Here is an 18117-nt window from a genome sequence, read left to right on the forward strand (position 1 = left end):
GGTAGTATCTGCCTTAGGAACAATCTCACAACAGAGTAAAAACCGGCTATAGGCATCTGTGACAGTCAAAGGAGTGCATCTTTTTCCATCCCCAACAGTGAAATGACCTTTAAAATCAGCGCACCAAATATCATTGGGTCCGAGTGCATGCGAGAATGGTTGTTCGATGGATTGTTTACGGATCCTTCTTTTGGGAGGTTTGATAAGGTTGTTTTGTTTGAGAATACGACCTACAGTACTTGGATGTGGCCATTTTCTAATCATATGAAACCGAGCTGAGAGTGATGCTAGGAGTTTTCTTGCTCCCCACCTGGGATGGTCTTTTCTCTCTTGTAAAATTAGTTCAATGATTTTCTTTCGAGTTTGGTGTGGATGGTATTTCGGTCTTCGGCTTTTGTCTTTTAACCCATCGATCCCATATAGTTTGTATTGCTTTAAATATTTATACCCCGTCACTCTACTGATATTGAATTCATGACAAAGGTCAGTGAGAGACCACCCACCACGTTTCCAAGCGACAACAAATTTCATTCTTTCTTCAAACACGTTTGTCTCCTTCCAAGCCATGACACACTCCTGGTGTGTACATCGTGTTCTGAATCGAAGAATTAAATTCTTGTTTGTAAAGGATGTTGTGAGATCAATTTGTAAGGGATGAAACTAGTACAGACCGGACAAGGGTTAATGACTGATTTGTTTTATGATAAACATCTTCCTCTATTATTATCATCTTTTCAATACAGGGGAAAAACCATTGGTCTCATTTGCCATGCCCCTGCCTTGTTAACCACTCTCCCTTCGGGTCCGAAGGGTGAAGGATTTTTATTTCAAGGATACCGGGTAAATTCAGTCACAAAAACAGAAGAATGGTTTATTGAAACTTTTGTGATGAAAGGAAGTCCTAAAGTTCGTAATATTTCGGCGTTATTGAAAGAAAGAGGAATGGTTTATGAATCTTCATTTTTGCCAGGCAGTGGATATGCTACTCGAGATCGAAATTTAATCACTTCACAAAATCCATTTTCTGGTAAGGAGTTCACCAAACTCTATTTAGATGCTATTTCTGATTATCTAAAAAAGTTCTCTTTTTGATCCGACTGAGAGCTACATTGGTAATTCCCAAATAGGCAGCTTGGTCTATTTGGGAAATCCTACCTAGAACAGATTGGTATTCTTGAATAAACTTTTTATATCGTTTATCAGGTTCGAGGAGTAAAAAGTCGGTAACTCGTTCTTCTTTTTTCAAATACAAAGTCGATAGAAATTGGATTAGAAATTCTTTGTATTGGTTTTTTTTCTCCAGTTTTGATTTAAATTCAGATACAGGTAAGACAAACACTTCACTTGGTTCCAAAGCTAATATGGAATAGGTGCTTGGTTTTTGGTTGAATACACTGGGCAAACTTCCTAAAACCCCTCCTTCAAAGATAAACGATTTGATCCATTCTTTTTTCCCTTGTTTATAAACTAGTTTAAATCCGCCTGTTTCCACCAAACCAACGCTAAATAGTGGAAATCCTTGTTTTGCAAAAATTTCTTTTTTCCCGAGTTTGATTTTTTTTCCATGAGAGATAAAAAGGTCACGAATTCCTTGGTTGAGTGGAGAACTTGTATTTGAAAATTTCATCGGGTGACTCACTCAGAGCATTGGTTTCCTTTTTTCTTTGTCTATCGATTCTTTAGAATCGCCAATGAGATTTATTGAAAAATAAAAAAAGGAAAAAAGTCTGATCAAATTAAAAATTCTTTTATACCCCTATGGGTATATATGTCTAATGTTTAGGAGAAAGGAAATGACTGAAAATTTACCGAAAAGTTTTGAAGAACTAGTGCAAACACATGACAAACCGATCCTTGTGGATTTTTGGGCTCCTTGGTGTGGGCCATGCAAAATGGTGGCTCCAGAATTGGAAAAACTTGCCAAAGACTGGAAAGGAAAAGTTTCCATTATTAAAATCAATACCGATGAAAAACAGGAGATAGCAGGTAAATACGGTATCACAGGAATCCCTACAATGATTCTTTTTAAAAACGGAAAGGAAGTTCATCGTATTTCCGGTGCTATGCGAAGTGAGGAATTAAAAAAAGTATTTGGAAGTTTGATCTAAACTAGTTCATTTTTTACTTGTCTTTGCACAAAGAGGGTAGGATTCTTTGTTTCTGCTCGAGGTACAACGTTTGAAAAAAATTATCCTAACTCTTTTGACTTTCCTTGTCCTGTTTTGTAAAAATACTTCAATAGAAAATTCCATTGTGGTCGAACGAATCCAAGCGGCGTCTTCTGCTGATGGCACGAGCCCAATCAATGTATTCATTGCAGGTAAATATTGGAAGCCAGAAACCAGCTTGGATGGGATTACGATTTTTTTCTCCAATGCCTCAAAATGGAATCAAAAAGGAAAAACAGACGGCCGCGCTTTTTTTAATGAAATTTCTATCGAATGCCAAGAGAAAAAGGGTTATGTTGCCTTCTACAAAGATGGAAGTTATGCGACTAACTTTGATTGTGCGAAGGAAACGCCACAAAAAATAAGGTCCAATGGAGTGCATGTCATCTATTTATTGCCAGACTCCGGGAATGGAATCAAAACTGTTTCTTTTTCTCAAAATGGAAAAAAATTGGATGTGTTATACCCTGAACCAGTTTTGGGACAAGTCACTGCAAGTAGCACACTCCCCAATTATCCCGCTTATGGATTGTTTGATGGAAGTATTGATTTCGCTTGGGTAGAAGGAAATAAATCCGATGGAGTAGGGGAATCATTCCAAATTGAATTAGAAGACGAAATCGATTTTTCCGGTATAGAGATTTTCAATGGTTACCAAAGGTTAGATGCCTTGTTTCATAAAAATGGATCGGTGACCGAATTACTTGTATCGAATGATTCTGACTCATTTGTTATCCAAGTTGCAGACAAACAAGGGGGACAAAGGATTTTTTTCCCAAAAACGCTAACAGGAAAAAAATTTACTTTTACAATTCAGAAAGTTCGTCCTGGAAAAACTTGGAAAGATACAGTCATTGCAGAAATCATTTTGCTCGGAGAAAAAGGGAAACGGTTTACAGTAGTCGATAAAAATGCTGATGAATTCAAAAAATCCATTCTTTCCAAAGCAAAAAATACAATCCTCTCCAGCGTTGTTAACAAAGCAGTTTTCGGGGATGTTTCCGATGGTCGTTTGGATTATGTATTTCGTTCCAATGGTTCCTTTGTCATTTGGAAAGAAGATCCAGCAGAAAAACGAGTATTAGATGGTAACTGGGTTTTTGTAGAAGCAACTCCCACAGAAGCTAAAATCAAAATTTTTGGAAGAGATCACAAAGTGGTCACACAAAGTTTGGATTCAAATAGCCCTTATGCAGAAACCACAGAAGAAAAATCTACCCTGATCTTTAGTGATACACTCACAGTTAAAAAATCTGGAAATGGATTGCAGATGATTGGTAAAAAAGTCCAAATCTCCAACTGATTCCCTTGTTTGGTAAGGATATCTATTGGTATGGTGTCCAAGCAATTTCCCTTTTAGAAACAGGGAAATTGCATTCACCTGACCATTCTCCCGTTTTTTATATCGTTGCCTTTCTCTTCCAAATTTTGGGAATTAGTGATGAATCTTTATTTGTATTTCAAGTATTAACGTCTGTTTGGTTACTTTTTTGTCTATTCGTTGCCAGAAGTATCCTTTTTGGATCTTTGTTAAAACAAAACTTAAGTTTATATTCTGATACGATAAGCACAACCGCACTCGATGCAAAAAGTAATCTTGATGCGAATAGTTACTTAGCCACAACGACAATTGCCGATACCAAGACAAATCCGCGTTGGTATTTTCCATTACAAACATTTGCCATTCCAGGTGTCATCGTCTTTGTATTGAGTTTTCTTTATCCAAAACAAAGTTGGGCCTTGGGTTTTCTACTTCTCTCTATCAGTTTCTATTTTACAAAGCTCTTTCGATGGAAATGGATTTTTATAGGAATCAGTTTTAGTTTTGCCATTTGGTTCCATACGATGGTGGGTTGTTTAGGACTTGGGCTTTGGATGGTCTACCAATTGCCAAAAAAGTTTTATCCTGTTCTTTTTCTTTTGGTGTTCTTCATTCCTTTGTTCCTTCCCACAAATCTTGGGGGAAGATTTTCTATTGATACGCAAGTTTTTCCCATAAGCGCTGCTTGGGGGATCGCTGGTATGGGAATTCTATGGGATTGGTTTTTTTTAGTATTTGGAAAGAATGTTCCGAAATCCTTTTTACCCATTCGAAAAACGATAGCCTTTCTCGGTTTGTTACTCGCATTACCTTTGTTTCATTTTGCAGATATCCAATACCGGATTCTTCTTTCGGTCCTTCTTTTAAAGGAAATTTTTTCCAAAACAAATTTTAAACAATCTCTAATTACTGGAGTCAGTATTCTTTTATGGACGTACACTTTGTACAATCATTCGAATTTATTTCGATACCCTTATGAACAAATGTGGGATCCAGGTGAAAAGGCCGCACTTATTCCTAACAATGGATTACTTGTCGCTCACCACGGATTTTGCGAATTTTACCATTTTCAATTCCGAAAGGATTGTTTATCCTGGGAACCAGATGAAAAAGCGATCGCTGAACTTCCGAATGGAACCAAAATCTATCGATTGGTTTATGGAATTAGTTATGAAACCCTTCAAAGAAGTAAAGATGATTCAAAATCTCCGCTATTTACTTTCTTAGAACCTTTAGGAGAATACCAATTGGTATTGGAAAGTGATTGGATTCGTTACTGCTTGTGGTTAGAAAACAAAAATTCAAAATTACTTACTGTGGCCAAATCATGGAAAAATCCTTACCGTAAACGGCCAAACTTTTTAAAGAGAAAACAAACCTATGGGATTTAGTTTCAAAAAAAAATCCGTTCCAGGAATGAATCGAAAGGTCAATCGAGGAAATCTTCGTTTATTTCTAGGAAAGATTTATTTCCAATGGAAACGTTACTTGGTTTGGTTTCTGGAAAAAAAAACTTTTGCCACAGAAAGAGTTTCCTTAAAAGAGTTAAGCCAAAATTTTCCTGTTTCAATTTTCCAACATAATTCACCGATCTATCGTAAACTCAAAGATGTACCTATGTACCTCCAAGAGAATAAAAAAGTAAACTTGGAAATCGCCATTTCTCAGTTAGATGGGATTGTTTTAAATCCATGCCAAGTATTTTCGTTTTGGTATCTTGTGGGCAAACCAACAAAAAGCAAAGGATATTTACCTGGAATGCAACTGCGAAATGGAGGGTTTGTGGAACGCACGGGAGGCGGTCTTTGCCAAATGGCAAATCTCATCTATTGGATGACTTTACATTCTCCCTTAGAAGTCAAAGAACGGTGGCGGCATAGTTTCGATATCTTTCCTGATTCTGAAAGAACCCTACCTTTTGGTTCAGGTGCTACTTTGTCCTACAATTACATCGACTTACAAATAAAAAATACAACCAAACAACCGTTTGTATTACATCTATGGATTGAAGAAGGATTTCTAAAAGGGGAATGGCGCTCCGAAGTAGAAATACCTTTCCTCTACCAAGTTTATGAATCCTATCACGGATTTCATGCGGAACCTTGGGGGGGATATACCAGAAGAAACACCATCCGCAGAAAAAAAATCTTAAAATCCACAAAGGAAATTTTGGAAGACCAACTGGTGACGGAAAATGTCGCTTGGATGATGTACGAACCTCTTTTAGAATCGAGATAACGAGGGGAACCTTATGAAACAAATCAAATTTGCAATGATACTCGGAATCCCACTTTTTGCTTTAGTTTCCCAAACGATTGAAAATAAACTGAATGTATTAGATCGCACGGCTTATGAACTTTCCGTAAAAAAAGTACCGAATAAAAAACTGATTAACTTAGAACAGAATATTCCGAGTGTTATTTTAGATATCAAGTATGCCACTCCGAAAAACTTTACTAAACAAGTAATCTATCAGGAAGCCAAAGCGTTTGCAAGAATACCTGTTGCGGAAGCATTAACTCGAGCCCAAAATGAATTTTTGAAACTAGGATATTCCATCAAGATCTTTGATGCCTACAGACCCTATTCTGCCACAGTCAAATTTTTTGAAATCATTGGAGATACTCGGTATGTGGCATCTCCCAAAACAGGATCAAGGCATAACAAAGGTTGTGCGATTGACCTAACATTGGTGGATACAAAAACAAAGAAGGAACTTCCTATGCCAACGGAATATGATTCCTTTCGTAAAGAGGCATGGGCAGAAGCGCCAGTTTCAGATCCCGAAATTTTAAAGAACCGAACCACTTTGATTCAAGTCCTGAGTAATTCTGGATTTAAAGTTAACAAATCAGAATGGTGGCATTTCGATTACCAAGGATGTGCTGGTTTTGAAGTTTTGGATATTCCCTTTGAGGAGTTAGAATAAATAGGAAAGTATTATACTTCTACACAGATAACATCTGTTTTGGAAAATAAAAGTGGAAATGGTTTCTCGACTTCTTGTTTTCTTTCTCTATAAATATTTTTTCAAACACGGCAAAAAGAAACCATAATCTTTTCTTCCGATCTGTAATAGTTTGAGTGTTTGGTCTTTTGAAATAAATTGAATTTGTCCAAAGAACCAACCTAGTTTTGTGGTAATTTTTGTAATATTCGAAAATTCTAATGGGATATGTTCGAAACTAGACCTCAAGATTGAATTCTGAACAAAGTGAAATCTTTTGTTCGTTAACACAACAAGCCATTTGGCAGGGCTCAGTTTTTCTTTGGATCCTTCGAGTAATCCGATACAATACCCTTGGATGATTTCATCATCTTCGATGAGGTCATGAAGGATTTGAAATTCGGGTACATATAGAAATAAAATATCTAAGTTTATATGAGGATGATTGGAAAGTAGGGCTTTGATTTGGGAAACGATAGTTTCATTGGATAACATGGTTTGTTCCTTGTTTGGTGGGTATCTCCCTTCAAATGATGGAACGATCTCATTTAAAGGGAGAGGGATTTTATTTTATACTGCGTTGACGACTAAATCTCCACCAGCTTTCACTTCGCCGGCTTCGTTTTTGGCTTCTACTAGAACAGTTACCGTTTTTTTCCCATCTTTTTCAAATTTCTTTTTGATGGTTCCAACGATGGTAAGTTTTTCACCTAACTTTGTCATGGCTTTGAAAGTCACACCAAAGTAAGCGATGTCTTTTTGTTCAGCCCAAGAAGTACAAAGTCTTCCTACTTGTGCCATTACATACATACCGTGAGATATTGTTCCATCAAGTCCTGCTTTTCTTGCGAAATCAGGATCGTTGTGGATGGGGTTAAAATCTCCAGATGCTCCCGCATAACGAACTAAATTTGCATGTTCGATGACTGGAACGTCTAGTGGAGGAAGAGTTTGACCAACTTCTACTTTATCAAATTCGATTTTTGCCATTGTTTGCCTCCTTAATTAATCCTTACGAATGAAGATCGCCATCTCTGCAGAGAGGATAGGATCATTTTTTTCATCATAGATGGTTGTTCTGAAAGTTACGATTTCTGCTCTACCCACTTTTACATCGGCAATTTCGGACTGTGCGTACACTTTGCCCGGATACAGAATTTTGTGGTACGTATACTCTTCTTTTAAATGAAGGATTTTGGAAAGGTCGATACCGAGTTCAGCCATATCGTTCCAAATCTTTGGGTATCCCCAAAACATAATGACCGTAGGGAAAGTAGGGGGAGCGGGAACATCAGAGTATCCTGCTTTCTTTGCTTCTTCTACATCAAAATAGATTGGGTTTTTTTCGTTGATGGCGAGGCAGAATTCTTTGATCTTTCCTCGTTCCACTGTGAAATCAAAACGATCTAGTTTTTTTCCAACTATATCCTTTGTTATTGCCATTGGCATTGTCTCCTTAGTGTTTATCGATCCAAGAAACTAATTCTTTAAAGACGATCGCTCTGTCTTTAGGAAGTTCGTTCATGGTCTCGTGGTATAATCCGTCAAAAATTTTCATTGTTTTGTCTTTGGAATTTACCTTTTCGAAGGCTTCCAAAGTTCCTTGGACAAGGGCGATCTGGTCTTCCTTTCCATGGAACATATAAATTGGTACATTGATTTTTGTTGCCGATTCTAATGCGAGAGCATAACAGTTTAACAAATAATCTCCTAAGTAAGCTCCTACGTTACCATGCACTAACGGATCTTTTACGTAGGCTTCGACAACTGACTTATCATGAGAAATCATATTGACATCGAGTCCCGTTGGAACAGTAAGAGTAGGAACAAATTTTGCTAAAAAACCACCAGCACCTTTTTTGATATCCATCACGATGTCCGTTTTAACTTTGATTGGAAGAGCACTACAAATGTATGCATCCAAATCGTTTTGGTAGTTGTCAGTAGCAGTATACAAAAAGGTAATAGCAGCTCCCATGGAATGACCAAGTAAGGTAACCTTACTTACACCTTCATTGCGTTTGGCGATATCGATGAGTTCTTTGAGGTCAGCAAAAAAATCGGAGAAGTGTGTGATGACTCCACGCCTACCATCCGATTTGCCATGACCGCGGCAGTCAATGAGGTAAATGGCGTAATTGCGTTCCGCCATGGCTTCCAACAAAAAGTTGTATCGACCACCATGTTCTCCGATGCCGTGGTGGACAACGAGCACACGTTTTACACCAGACTTAGGTCGGTAGATTTGATAATAAATCTTTCCGCCGTCTTTGTTTTGAAAGGTAGACTCCTCACGGGAGTAGGCTTGTTCCCAGGTACTCATAGATGTCAACGATGGACGATGGAAACCTAAAAAGAAAGAACTTTTCCTGTTCGTCGGAAACCTGTTTTCCAAACTGGTTCCATATGCGAGCGACTGTTCCTTTCGCCCTAACGATCTGTTTTTGTCTCTTAAGCTGTTTGAACAAATCGGAAAGACGTTTCCCCGTGGACTTGGTATTGGAGTTACGAAATGCCAAATCTAAAATTTCGATTTCCAGAGATTTACTCTCTTACCATTGGAAAAAAAATCCAGGGCGCCAAAGTGGCCTTCCTCTTTCTCGCAAATGGGAAAATACACAGATCACATTTAATACAGATAAAGAAATTTTTTTAAATCATTCTCTTGATTCCCTTTTTTTTCCACCAGGGCAAGAGTATGAATTCAAAATTCCGCAAGGTCAGTATGAATTTTCTTCACTCATTGGATTGTTAGGTGGAACAGAATTTCAGCCTCAAATTTCAGGAAATTTTAAAATCTATTCAGGTAGTTCTCTCCTTAGGGACTGGAATCTTTCAGGATCAGTAAAAGAACGTTGGGCCTCCAAAAAGGAAACTTTGGAAATTGGAGAATCAGGGTCTCTTCGGATGGTTTGGGAAAGTAAAGATAGTTATCTTTTTGTCGGTGAACCATTGTTATACTCAAAAGAAACATTATCTTCGTTTGTAAGTGCAGGGAAACCTAAGTCCGTAATTCTTATAGTCATTGATTCGGCAAGAAAAGATTTTTTTGGATCCTATGGTTACCCGTATTCTGTCACACCAGTGATGGACCAAATGGCAAAAGAATCTGTATTCTTTGAAAATCCATTTGCCAATGGGAATTGGACCAAACCATCCATGATGTCTTTTTTTCATTCTGAATATTCGTCTAACCTTGGTTTGGGGAATTCATGGTTTTCCACAAAACCCTACCAGAGAAAAGTATATTATGGAAAAAAAAGAGACAACCTTGCCAAAACATTTCGGGAAGCAGGTTATTTTTCCAAAACCATCATGAATAATGTATTCTTTTTGGATTATACAACAGTAGGTTTGGATTTAGGATTTCACAATTCATTCCAAGTGGGAATGGACATTGTGGATACAGAAGTTTTGACAAACCACGCGATCCAATTTGTAAACGAATACAAGGACAAACCTTATTTTTTACATTTTAATTTGAACACTCCTCATGCATCCTACTCCCCACCACCAGAAGATATGGCGGCTGTTCGTTCCGTGGTTCCCGCAGAAGTTTTTTACCGCTATGAATCCCCTGTGCAGCGTTACTTAGGTGAGATGCATTATACGGATCGGGAAATTGGAAGGCTTGTAGAGGCTCTGAAAAAACAAGGAACCTATGACGATACGATGATCATTGTGACGGGTGACCATGGGGAACTTTTTAGTTCTCACCATGATTATAGTTATCATTTCATTATGCAAACTCGGTTTGGTCATGGAGAAACCCATTATGATGAAGAAATCAACGTTCCTTACTGGATCAAACTTCCAAAATCTATCCAAAACAATTTAAAGTCTGAACTTGCCAAAAAGGCGAATGGTGGTCCCATTCGAATTCCTGGCCAATCTTCTTTGTTATCTCTGGCACCAACTATCCTCGGGTTTTTAGATTTGTTACCCAAAGAGTCCACATACAAAGGTGTCGATTATTCTACTTGTATTCGCCAAACTAATGTTTGCCCGACTGAAAATTTTATTTATACGGAAGGAAGGATGTCTGAATCAGTTCGGACAGAAAATTATAAATACATTCGAAGATATCCTGGTTTTACTACAGTTAGGCGAACTGCAGCAGGTGAGCCGCATACAATGGCAGAAGAATTGTATGACCTAAAAAAAGACACGGAAGAAAAAAATAATCTAAGCCCTTTACCTGAAGGCGAAAACCTTTTGCAAATGGCCAGGGGGGATTTTCGTCGGGAAAATTTTTTGAAACGCAATCACCTACGAATTTTGATTCCCCCTTGTTCGGAATCCATTTGCCGAGACTTTCTTTCCTTAAATGTGCAAGGGTCCATTTATGATTGGGAGGTTTCTGATTCTATCCAACTCAGTTCTGGTTCAGCAAAAACAGTTTCTTTACTAAAGGAATCTAAAGCGACAAACAGAACTCTTGGGGAAGAAGTGATCCTCAAAACAGTCAATCCAGAACTGGGTGCCTTCTTTAGTTTTACGCGGAATGGAAAAACGATTCCTGTTCGTTTTGGTAGGTATGGATTGGAATTCCAGAGGTCCTTTACAAACTCAGAAGACTTAATTGTATCCGAAAGACAACCCGAAGGATTTCCATCTTCTTCCTTACCTTGGGTGTATAACGATGGAGCCTTCAGTGGAACCAGGGAATCAGAAGTACAACGTGAGATGGGCAAAGAAGTGAAAAAAATATTAGAAACCTGGGGATACATCCACGAATAATTGCTCGTATTGGCAATAGGATTCGTCTTATTCTAACTAGACTATTGTATGAAAGATTTGTTTATTGCGCCACGTTTTGAAATCCCCTTTGCCATAGGATTGGATTTAAGTTTTCCCATTCTTTCCAAACTCCTTTTCAACATCGATGGAGTGGAGATTTCAAAAGAAGATGAACTTCGTTTAAAAGAAATTAAAAACAAAAGAGTTTTGTATTTATCCAACCAACCAAGTGATTTGGAACCCATCATTGCCTATTATGTAGCAAATAAAATTGGAACTAGGTTTCATTTTATGGCCTCCCGAAGTATTTTTAATTGGGGATTTGGTTTGGTTGGGGAAGTGATCAAACGAGTGGGTGCATTTTCAGTGATCACTGGAAGGTTAAACCGAAAAGCAATCAAAACCGCAAAACAAATATTAGCTGAAAAAGATGGAAAATTAGTCATGTATCCAGAAGGGATGGTGTCTGGGGAAAATGATAATTTAGCATCGTTTATGCCAGGTGTGGCACAGGTTTCTTTTTGGGGATTAGAAGCAGCTTTAGAAAAGGATTCCAATGCGGAATTGTGGATCCAACCTAGTTTTGTGAAATATAAAATATCTGGGTCTCGTGACTCGATCCTTGCCGACATTGAAACCTCTCTTTCAAGAATTGAACATAAACTCAAACTTTATCCCGGTGGGCGCACCTTATTACGAAGATTCCTAACTGTAGGGCGTGTGATGTTGGAAGAAACGGAATTTGAATTGGGTATCCCCAGATCGGAAACCGAAGGAAAAGATTTTGACTATCGTTTGGGAAGAGCAAGGCACACAGCTCTTAATTTAGCTGCTTCGATTCTCAATGTAAAGTTTCATGAATCAGACAATGCCATTCAAAAACTTAGACTTCTTTTTATGTCCTTGGATAGTTTAGAAGCAGGTTCTCCCCTTTCTTCCACACCTAAGAATCTCACGGATCAAAATATTCGCCGTGCCAAACAATTAGTGGATACTGCCTATGCTTTTATCATTACGAAACCAAAGAACCTAATCCAATGGCCGTCTGCGGAACGTTTGATGGAATGGATTTGCAGTTTTGAAAAACATATTTTTGGAAAAACAGAAGCAAGAGCAAGGAAAGCCCATGTGGTGGTAGCACCTGCTTTTTCTGTTGCACCTTATTATAAAACCTATGGTTCCAACAAAAAAGAAGCCATACAAAGTTTGCTTACCGAAATGCGTAAAGAAATGGAAATCCTATTGGAACGTGGAAAAAAGGAAAGTGAACCTATTGTTCCGCCGTATTCGGTAGGACTCGATTTACAAATTGGTTAATGTTTAATCCAAAACTAAAGTAATTTCCACCCTACGGTTTTTGTGTCGGTTTTCTTCGCTATCATTGGGGGCAATGGGAGCCTCGTCTGCATAACCTTTAAAGGAAATATGTTTTTCATCCATTTTGTAATTATCAACTAATGAATGTAATACTGATTTAGCTCTGTCTTCTGAGAGTTTTTGGTTGTATTCTTTTTTTCCAATATTGTCTGTATGTCCAGAGACTCGAATTTCTCTATCCGGATATTTTTTTAAGATCTCTGCAATTTTTGCCACTGCGGTTTCGGCATCTGGTTTTAGTTTGCTGTCGTTAAAATCGAAAAGAATTGAATCTAAAGAAAATACGATTCCATCTTCGGAAGTCCGAACCGTGATGGGAAGTTTTTCAGGAAGAGAATTTTTTTCTGGCGAAGGAACGTCCCCGGTATCAGTAATTCGTCCTAAGTTTTCTCCCGTTGGTTCTTTTCCTTTGGTTGGTTCTCCCATTTTTAAAGTTTTAGGATCTCCCGTATAACCCACAATCAAGTCACCAAGGATATCTTCACGAATCGATTCTTTGTCTTTGGCATTCACTTGGTTCCGAAGAAAATAAATTCCTTTGATATGGAAGTTTGCTTCCTGAACTGTTCCATTGGGATAAATAAAGGTATAGGATAGTTTTACTTCTTTGAACTCGGGAACCCCTTTTATTGCATTAAAGAAGACAGTGCCCGATGCAAACCCAAAAATTTTATAAGGTACATTCGGTACCATCTTTTCCCCTTCTGGTTTGTTGTAAAAAATAGGATAGGTGTAAGTAATCTTTTCACAATTTCCTTTATAATTTCCTTCTGACCAAGGGGCAATGCCTTGGAAGGTATATTCAGGAACTACTTTCACACGAATTCGTTCTGCACTAAAATCAAAGGACTCTTCCGCTGGAAGTTTCCATACATCGGAAACAGAAACTGCTTCCTCAGGAAAACTTGGAAAACTGCGTAGGTTAGGCATAACGAATTCATTTGGAACCTCATACCTTCCATTGCGAAAGAGTGTAAAATCTGATACAAACTCTTTGTCCTTCCAAAAAGGACCTGATGTTTTTCCATACCGAATGTACGTATCAAACCAAGCGTTCACCAAACAAGAATCAGTTGAGCACTTTTTTGGTTTCATCACCACTCTGTTTTTGTCTTCTCTTTCGACCGTTTTGGCACCGACCCGAAAGAAAACATCATGGTATTCGTTTAGTTCTAAAACTTGGTTTTCTTTCCATTTCCATTGGAAAGTGGTTTTTCCTGGGGGAACTGAGGTAGAACCGACCAAGGGAAGAATTGTTACAAAACAAAATAGTAGCAATCGGGGGAGAGTCTTCACATTGCAAAGATCGGGGATTTTTTTGAAAAACTGATAGGGGAAATGGAAAAAACTAGCGGTTTTTGCGATTGACGAAGGATGGATTTTTGGCTTTACCTGAATTACCATGAAAAACCTTTCCCTGCTTTTTTACATTTTGATTACAATTAACTTTGTCGCTTGTAAGGACAAACAAACCCTGAAAGTGGCGGGTTCTGAAACCATGAACAGTATGATGCGATACTTAGGGGCCGAATACGAAAAGGTAAATTCTAATGTTCGTGTAACAGTCGAAGGTGGAGGTTCTGAATCAGGAATTGACAGGTTAAGAAAAGGCGAAATTGATATGGCAGTTTCTTCTCGTGACTTAAACCAGGCAGAATTTGATGACCTTCGAAAAACTGGTAACTTAGAAAAAGTAAGACTCGCCTATGATGGTGTGGCTCTCGTAGTAAATCAAAAGAACACTGTTTCAAAACTCAACTTGGCCCAAACTTCAGATATCTTTTCTGGTAAAATTAAAAACTGGAACGAAGTTGGGGGAGTGGATGCTCCTATCTCCATTGTCATTCGCAATGATAAATCAGGAACTCAAGACTACTTTCAAAACCACATCCTCAAAAGAAAGGATTTGGGTCTAAATGAGTTTAACCAATACAAGGCAAATGCATTTGCTGCAGACGCTAAAATTGTTAAAGACAATTCAGAGATGTCAAAATTCATCCAGGGAAATCCGAATAGCATCGGTTATATGGGAATGGGTTCTGCCCTTGTGGAAAACAAAGATAAACTAAAAGCGCTAGATTATGCTAGAACCGATAAAGATCCTTATGTATCTCCATCAGTTAGAAATGTTTATGATAGAAAGTATAGATTAGCTCGGGAACTCTTTATGATCTACAAAACAGACCAAGGTGATAAAATCGATGCTTTTGTAACTTATTTAACCAGCGAACAGGGGCAGGTGGCTGTGCTACAATCGGGTTATTTAAGAGCATCTCTTCCTGAAGTGGAAGTGTCTGCAGAGCCTGTGAAGTAGGGGCTTTCGCAATTTTGTTTGATTAATACATTAACACTCGGTTATTTCCTCGGTCAGCAATGTATAGTTGGCCGAGTTGGTTGAAAAAAATTCCCGTTGGTGTAGATAGACTTTTTGGTCCAAGAACTCCGGCATTACAGGTTCCGCCATTGTTAGTCACGGAACAATTCAAATCATTAAACTGACCAAAAACTGCAATGGCGGCAATCCCCGCTGTTTGAGTGGTTCTTGGATACATCACCACACGGTTGTTACCTGTATCAGCTACAAATAAGTTATCACTTTGGTCAAGAGCTACCCAAGTTGCTCCAGACAGACCAGTGGCACCGGGTCCACCTCCATTAGTGCCAAAATCAGGTTGGCCATAAACCCTCGTAGCAGAAGTAGATCCTGCAGGAAAATAGAGTACACGACTATTTCCAGAATCAGCAACATACATCCCACCTTCTGAATCCAGACTGATTCCATAAGGACTACTCATTTTATCTGCTGCGATTCCGGTGGAATTGGAAACAAAGTTAGTTTGCCCGTAGACACGACTGGCTGTTGTAGAACCTGGTGGAAAGTATAGAATTCGGTGGTTGGCGGATTCTGAAACATAAATTCCGCCGTCAGCTGCGTAAGCAGTTGCAAGCGGAGTATTCATTGAAGTTGCAGTCGGAGCTCCAGTCAAAGCACTAGAAAATCCAGTTTGACCATATGCAACAGTAGGAACAAAACTATCCTTTGGATAATGTAAGACACGATGGTTCGCCGTATCTACTGCATAAAGTCCATCATTGGAATCTAATGCCAATCCACGAACACCATTTAAGGAATTTGCTGTTACCGCAGTTCCTGCGCAGGACCCTGCGGATACCACATTGGCAATATCGCATGTAAAAACTCCAAATTGACCATATACCTTCGTCGAAGCTGTGGTATTAGGTGGATAGTATTGGATTCGATTGACTCCCGAAATATAAACTCCTCCCGAAGAATCGGCAATGACTCCATAAGGAAAACTAAAGTTTTGGTTAGTAGCAGATCCTGGAGTGCAAGATCCATTATTGTAAGTATTCGAACAGGTATAAAACCCATACTGTCCATAAACAGTAGTGGGACTTGTGTCAACCACTTGAATTAAAATAGAAGTGATTCCAAAACCTGGGCTACTTTTTGTAATCGTGACTTGGCTTGCAGGTGAGATCGTTGTTGGAATTCCTCGGATTTCTCCAGTAGCTCCATCAAATGTCAATCCTTGCGGAAGATTACCTTGGATCGAATAACTAGAGTTCATTGGGTTACGAGGAATGATGGAAACCGGAAAATTCAAATACAATCGGTAACTTGGGAATTTATAACCAAAGGGCGGAATGTTCACTAGATTGTATCCGCAGTGTTGAGATACAGCTGTCGTTACCGATTGAAAAATTAACGTGGGATAAAAAGAATCGGATTTAATGTCGCATTGGTTGTTTAGAAATTCAGGTTTGCAATTGATAAAAAACAAAAGTAGGAAGAGAAGAATTATAGTTAGGTTACTAAAGTTTAGTTTCATACTTGGTTTTTTACCTTCAAAGCCAATGCCTAAAGTGTTTTCAGTTATGTTTAGTTAATAAACTAAAACCCGATTATTACTATAATCGGTAATGTACAACCGACCTTGTTTGTCAAAATGAGTATAGGTCGGTCTATATAAATTTTGAGCTGTGGGTGTTCCAATCCCACACGAGCCGTTATTGTTGTCTGCACCACAATTTAGATTTCCGAATTGGCCAACAACTGCAGTGGCTGTCATTCCTGAAGTTATATTTGTTTTGGGATAAATAAGGACACGGTGCCCATTGAGGTCTGCCACAAATAGATTTTCACTTTGGTCTAATGCCACTGCAACAGGATTGTTTAGGCCGTTACTTGTAGTGGCAGCTGTATTCGAAGTAAAGTTTGGTTGGCCATAAACTTTTGTAGCTACGTTAGAACCTTTGGGATAATACACCACTCGATTGTTTGAAGTATCCGCTATATAAATTCCACCTTCGGAATCGGAAACCACTCCCTGGTTTGAATTGAGTCCACTGGCCGAGGTAGTAGCACCATTACTTACAAAATCTGGTTGTCCATATACTTCCGTAGCTATGTTTGAATCTTTTGGAAAATAAAGCACACGACTATTCCCGGAATCAGAAACATAGATACCTCCTTTACTATCTAAATTCAAACCAATTGGAGAATAGAAATTTGATTCCGAAGCAACACCACCACCAGGTGTGACAAAGTCAGGAACTCCGATGGCACGAAAGGGAACTGTGTTTTGATTTGCATAAACTAACAATCTACGATTCACATTTGTATCTGCGACAAAAAGATTGTTTGCAGCATCAAGTACAATTCCTCGAGGATTATTCAAAGTGGTTGCTGCAAGAGCTCCAAGTGGATTACAAGATTGATTTGTATTAGCGTTGGCAATGTCGCAAGTAAACAAACCATGTTGTCCATACACTCGCGTAGCAGTTGTTTGGCCTGATGGATAATACAAAATTCGACTCCCACTGGAGATGTAAACTCCACCTGCATTGTCAGTGATGACTGCATTGGGTCCAGACAAATTGTCGGCCGTGACAGGTCCTCCAGAGGAACAATCGCTTGCAGTTAAATAGGGAAGGCCACAGTTCAGATTTCCAAGTTGTCCATATACCATAGTGGCTGCCAAATCACGAACTTGAATCGATATTTGGCCGAGTGCCACACCCTTTCGAAAAACTGTATAATTTTGACGTTCAACAGCAGATGTCGGCATTCCTAAAAGGGCTCCTGTATTCGGATCAATATACAATCCTTCAGGAAGGTTTGGGCGAATCATCACATCCGATTTAGAACCTAATTTTGGTAATACGGAAATGGGAATAGATTTATAAAAAGTAAATTCAGTGAAACGGTATAAATCACCAGTATTGATAACTTGGAATTGGCAAAAACCACTTTCGATACTTGCTGAAACAATTAGTTGGGGGAAGAAGTCTTTTGACTTACTGTCGCAAGGATTGGATAAAGATGCCATTTGGCAGTTTTGTGAAAAAAACAAAACCAATGAAACGAAAATCAAACGAACATTCATCTATATAAGAAAAGGATTCAAAAGGAAGGATTTTGGCAATATGTTTTTTACCGAGTGCTATTGGAAATAGCTTTCAAAGGATTTTCTAGCCGCCCCTAATTTACCTCCAAACAAGTATTATGTTCAAAAAAGATATATTGTCTTTTGTCAACA

18 protein-coding genes are annotated in these 18117 nt (G+C 38.5%); 9 read left to right on the forward strand and 9 right to left on the reverse strand.

The features are described 5' to 3' along the window. The coding region (locus tag LEP1GSC203_RS06705) for a helix-turn-helix domain-containing protein (RefSeq protein ID WP_002973255.1) at positions 1-567 on the reverse strand (567 nt) is incomplete at its 3' end. Positions 568-654: 87 nt separating this feature from the next. Between LEP1GSC203_RS06705 and LEP1GSC203_RS06710 the strand changes: the two genes are divergently transcribed. Further along, complete coding sequence (locus tag LEP1GSC203_RS06710) at positions 655-1092, forward strand: type 1 glutamine amidotransferase family protein (protein WP_232225820.1); 438 nt, start codon at positions 655-657, stop codon at positions 1090-1092. Here LEP1GSC203_RS06710 and LEP1GSC203_RS06715 read toward each other — a convergent pair. Further along, on the reverse strand, positions 1058-1627 hold the full coding sequence (locus tag LEP1GSC203_RS06715; protein ID WP_002973355.1) for a Crp/Fnr family transcriptional regulator: 570 nt from the start codon (positions 1625-1627) through the stop codon (positions 1058-1060). The genes LEP1GSC203_RS06710 and LEP1GSC203_RS06715 overlap by 35 nt on opposite strands. Positions 1628-1793: 166 nt before the next feature. Here LEP1GSC203_RS06715 and trxA point away from each other — a divergent pair, with 166 nt between their 5' ends. The 5 genes from trxA to LEP1GSC203_RS06740 all read left to right on the forward strand — a co-directional run bounded on the left by trxA (position 1794) and on the right by LEP1GSC203_RS06740 (position 6418). Beyond that, the gene (trxA, locus tag LEP1GSC203_RS06720; protein WP_002973487.1) at positions 1794-2108 is read left to right on the forward strand and encodes a thioredoxin; all 315 of its coding nucleotides are present in this window, start codon (positions 1794-1796) and stop codon (positions 2106-2108) included. 70 nt (positions 2109-2178) lie between these two features. After that, positions 2179-3471, forward strand: coding sequence for a discoidin domain-containing protein (locus tag LEP1GSC203_RS06725; RefSeq protein ID WP_002973265.1), 1293 nt, complete (start codon positions 2179-2181; stop codon positions 3469-3471). Positions 3472-3476: 5 nt separating this feature from the next. Further along, positions 3477-4880, forward strand: coding sequence for a hypothetical protein (locus LEP1GSC203_RS06730; protein WP_002973221.1), 1404 nt, complete (start codon positions 3477-3479; stop codon positions 4878-4880). Further along, the gene (locus LEP1GSC203_RS06735) at positions 4870-5727 is read left to right on the forward strand and encodes a VanW family protein (protein ID WP_002973382.1); all 858 of its coding nucleotides are present in this window, start codon (positions 4870-4872) and stop codon (positions 5725-5727) included. The genes LEP1GSC203_RS06730 and LEP1GSC203_RS06735 overlap by 11 nt, the downstream gene beginning before the upstream one ends. 13 nt (positions 5728-5740) lie before the next feature. Further along, positions 5741-6418: a M15 family metallopeptidase gene (locus LEP1GSC203_RS06740; RefSeq protein WP_002973502.1), complete on the forward strand. Its 678-nt coding sequence runs from the start codon at positions 5741-5743 to the stop codon at positions 6416-6418. A gap of 87 nt (positions 6419-6505) precedes the next feature. Here the strand turns inward: LEP1GSC203_RS06740 and LEP1GSC203_RS06745 are convergent, their stop codons facing one another. From LEP1GSC203_RS06745 to LEP1GSC203_RS06760, 4 genes are all read right to left on the reverse strand, one after another. Then, positions 6506-6931 carry a PH domain-containing protein gene (locus tag LEP1GSC203_RS06745; protein ID WP_002973229.1) on the reverse strand — a complete coding sequence of 142 codons (426 nt, stop codon included), beginning with the start codon at positions 6929-6931 and terminating at the stop codon, positions 6506-6508. 75 nt (positions 6932-7006) lie between these two features. Next, a complete protein-coding gene (locus LEP1GSC203_RS06750) occupies positions 7007-7426 on the reverse strand; it encodes a MaoC/PaaZ C-terminal domain-containing protein (protein ID WP_002973246.1) in 420 nt (139 codons plus the stop codon). 15 nt (positions 7427-7441) lie between these two features. Then, a complete protein-coding gene (locus LEP1GSC203_RS06755) occupies positions 7442-7879 on the reverse strand; it encodes an FAS1-like dehydratase domain-containing protein (protein ID WP_002973325.1) in 438 nt (145 codons plus the stop codon). 13 nt (positions 7880-7892) lie between these two features. Next, positions 7893-8759, reverse strand: a complete 867-nt coding sequence (locus LEP1GSC203_RS06760; RefSeq protein WP_002973514.1) for an alpha/beta hydrolase — start codon at positions 8757-8759, stop codon at positions 7893-7895. 11 nt (positions 8760-8770) lie between these two features. On the opposite strand from LEP1GSC203_RS06760, the gene LEP1GSC203_RS06765 reads away from it, so the two are divergent. Together LEP1GSC203_RS06765 and LEP1GSC203_RS06770 are read left to right on the forward strand one after the other, a co-directional pair. Further along, a complete protein-coding gene (locus tag LEP1GSC203_RS06765) occupies positions 8771-11176 on the forward strand; it encodes a sulfatase (RefSeq protein WP_039937555.1) in 2406 nt (801 codons plus the stop codon). Between the two features lie 48 nt (positions 11177-11224). After that, positions 11225-12493 carry a lysophospholipid acyltransferase family protein gene (locus tag LEP1GSC203_RS06770; protein ID WP_002973333.1) on the forward strand — a complete coding sequence of 423 codons (1269 nt, stop codon included), beginning with the start codon at positions 11225-11227 and terminating at the stop codon, positions 12491-12493. 3 nt (positions 12494-12496) lie between these two features. Here LEP1GSC203_RS06770 and LEP1GSC203_RS06775 read toward each other — a convergent pair whose 3' ends face one another. After that, positions 12497-13957: an OmpA family protein gene (locus tag LEP1GSC203_RS06775; protein ID WP_002973401.1), complete on the reverse strand. Its 1461-nt coding sequence runs from the start codon at positions 13955-13957 to the stop codon at positions 12497-12499. On the opposite strand from LEP1GSC203_RS06775, the gene LEP1GSC203_RS06780 reads away from it, so the two are divergent. Beyond that, positions 13956-14867: a phosphate ABC transporter substrate-binding protein gene (locus LEP1GSC203_RS06780; RefSeq protein ID WP_002973534.1), complete on the forward strand. Its 912-nt coding sequence runs from the start codon at positions 13956-13958 to the stop codon at positions 14865-14867. The two genes, LEP1GSC203_RS06775 and LEP1GSC203_RS06780, sit on opposite strands and share 2 nt — an antisense overlap. A 22-nt stretch (positions 14868-14889) precedes the next feature. Here LEP1GSC203_RS06780 and LEP1GSC203_RS06785 read toward each other — a convergent pair whose 3' ends face one another. After that, positions 14890-16407, reverse strand: a complete 1518-nt coding sequence (locus LEP1GSC203_RS06785; RefSeq protein ID WP_002973396.1) for an NHL repeat-containing protein — start codon at positions 16405-16407, stop codon at positions 14890-14892. Between the two features lie 54 nt (positions 16408-16461). Further along, complete coding sequence (locus LEP1GSC203_RS06790) at positions 16462-17907, reverse strand: NHL repeat-containing protein (RefSeq protein ID WP_039937558.1); 1446 nt, start codon at positions 17905-17907, stop codon at positions 16462-16464. Positions 17908-18117: the final 210 nt, after the last annotated feature.

This window comes from Leptospira terpstrae serovar Hualin str. LT 11-33 = ATCC 700639, assembly GCF_000332495.1.
GTDB lineage: Bacteria > Spirochaetota > Leptospiria > Leptospirales > Leptospiraceae > Leptospira_A > Leptospira_A terpstrae.

Excerpts from the sequence above, each read along its gene's own strand:
- LEP1GSC203_RS06710 (WP_232225820.1), top strand. The coding sequence starts at position 655 with ATGAAACTAGTACAGACCGGACAAGGGTTAATGACTGATTTGTTTTAT.
- LEP1GSC203_RS06715 (WP_002973355.1), bottom strand. The coding sequence starts at position 1,627 with ATGAAATTTTCAAATACAAGTTCTCCACTCAACCAAGGAATTCGTGAC.
- trxA (WP_002973487.1), top strand. The coding sequence starts at position 1,794 with ATGACTGAAAATTTACCGAAAAGTTTTGAAGAACTAGTGCAAACACAT.
- LEP1GSC203_RS06735 (WP_002973382.1), top strand. The coding sequence starts at position 4,870 with ATGGGATTTAGTTTCAAAAAAAAATCCGTTCCAGGAATGAATCGAAAG.
- LEP1GSC203_RS06740 (WP_002973502.1), top strand. The coding sequence starts at position 5,741 with ATGAAACAAATCAAATTTGCAATGATACTCGGAATCCCACTTTTTGCT.
- LEP1GSC203_RS06745 (WP_002973229.1), bottom strand. The coding sequence starts at position 6,931 with ATGTTATCCAATGAAACTATCGTTTCCCAAATCAAAGCCCTACTTTCC.
- LEP1GSC203_RS06750 (WP_002973246.1), bottom strand. The coding sequence starts at position 7,426 with ATGGCAAAAATCGAATTTGATAAAGTAGAAGTTGGTCAAACTCTTCCT.
- LEP1GSC203_RS06755 (WP_002973325.1), bottom strand. The coding sequence starts at position 7,879 with ATGGCAATAACAAAGGATATAGTTGGAAAAAAACTAGATCGTTTTGAT.
- LEP1GSC203_RS06760 (WP_002973514.1), bottom strand. The coding sequence starts at position 8,759 with ATGAGTACCTGGGAACAAGCCTACTCCCGTGAGGAGTCTACCTTTCAA.
- LEP1GSC203_RS06765 (WP_039937555.1), top strand. The coding sequence starts at position 8,771 with ATGGACGATGGAAACCTAAAAAGAAAGAACTTTTCCTGTTCGTCGGAA.
- LEP1GSC203_RS06770 (WP_002973333.1), top strand. The coding sequence starts at position 11,225 with ATGAAAGATTTGTTTATTGCGCCACGTTTTGAAATCCCCTTTGCCATA.
- LEP1GSC203_RS06780 (WP_002973534.1), top strand. The coding sequence starts at position 13,956 with ATGAAAAACCTTTCCCTGCTTTTTTACATTTTGATTACAATTAACTTT.
- LEP1GSC203_RS06775 (WP_002973401.1), bottom strand. The coding sequence starts at position 13,957 with ATGGTAATTCAGGTAAAGCCAAAAATCCATCCTTCGTCAATCGCAAAA.
- LEP1GSC203_RS06785 (WP_002973396.1), bottom strand. The coding sequence starts at position 16,407 with ATGAAACTAAACTTTAGTAACCTAACTATAATTCTTCTCTTCCTACTT.
- LEP1GSC203_RS06790 (WP_039937558.1), bottom strand. The coding sequence starts at position 17,907 with ATGGCATCTTTATCCAATCCTTGCGACAGTAAGTCAAAAGACTTCTTC.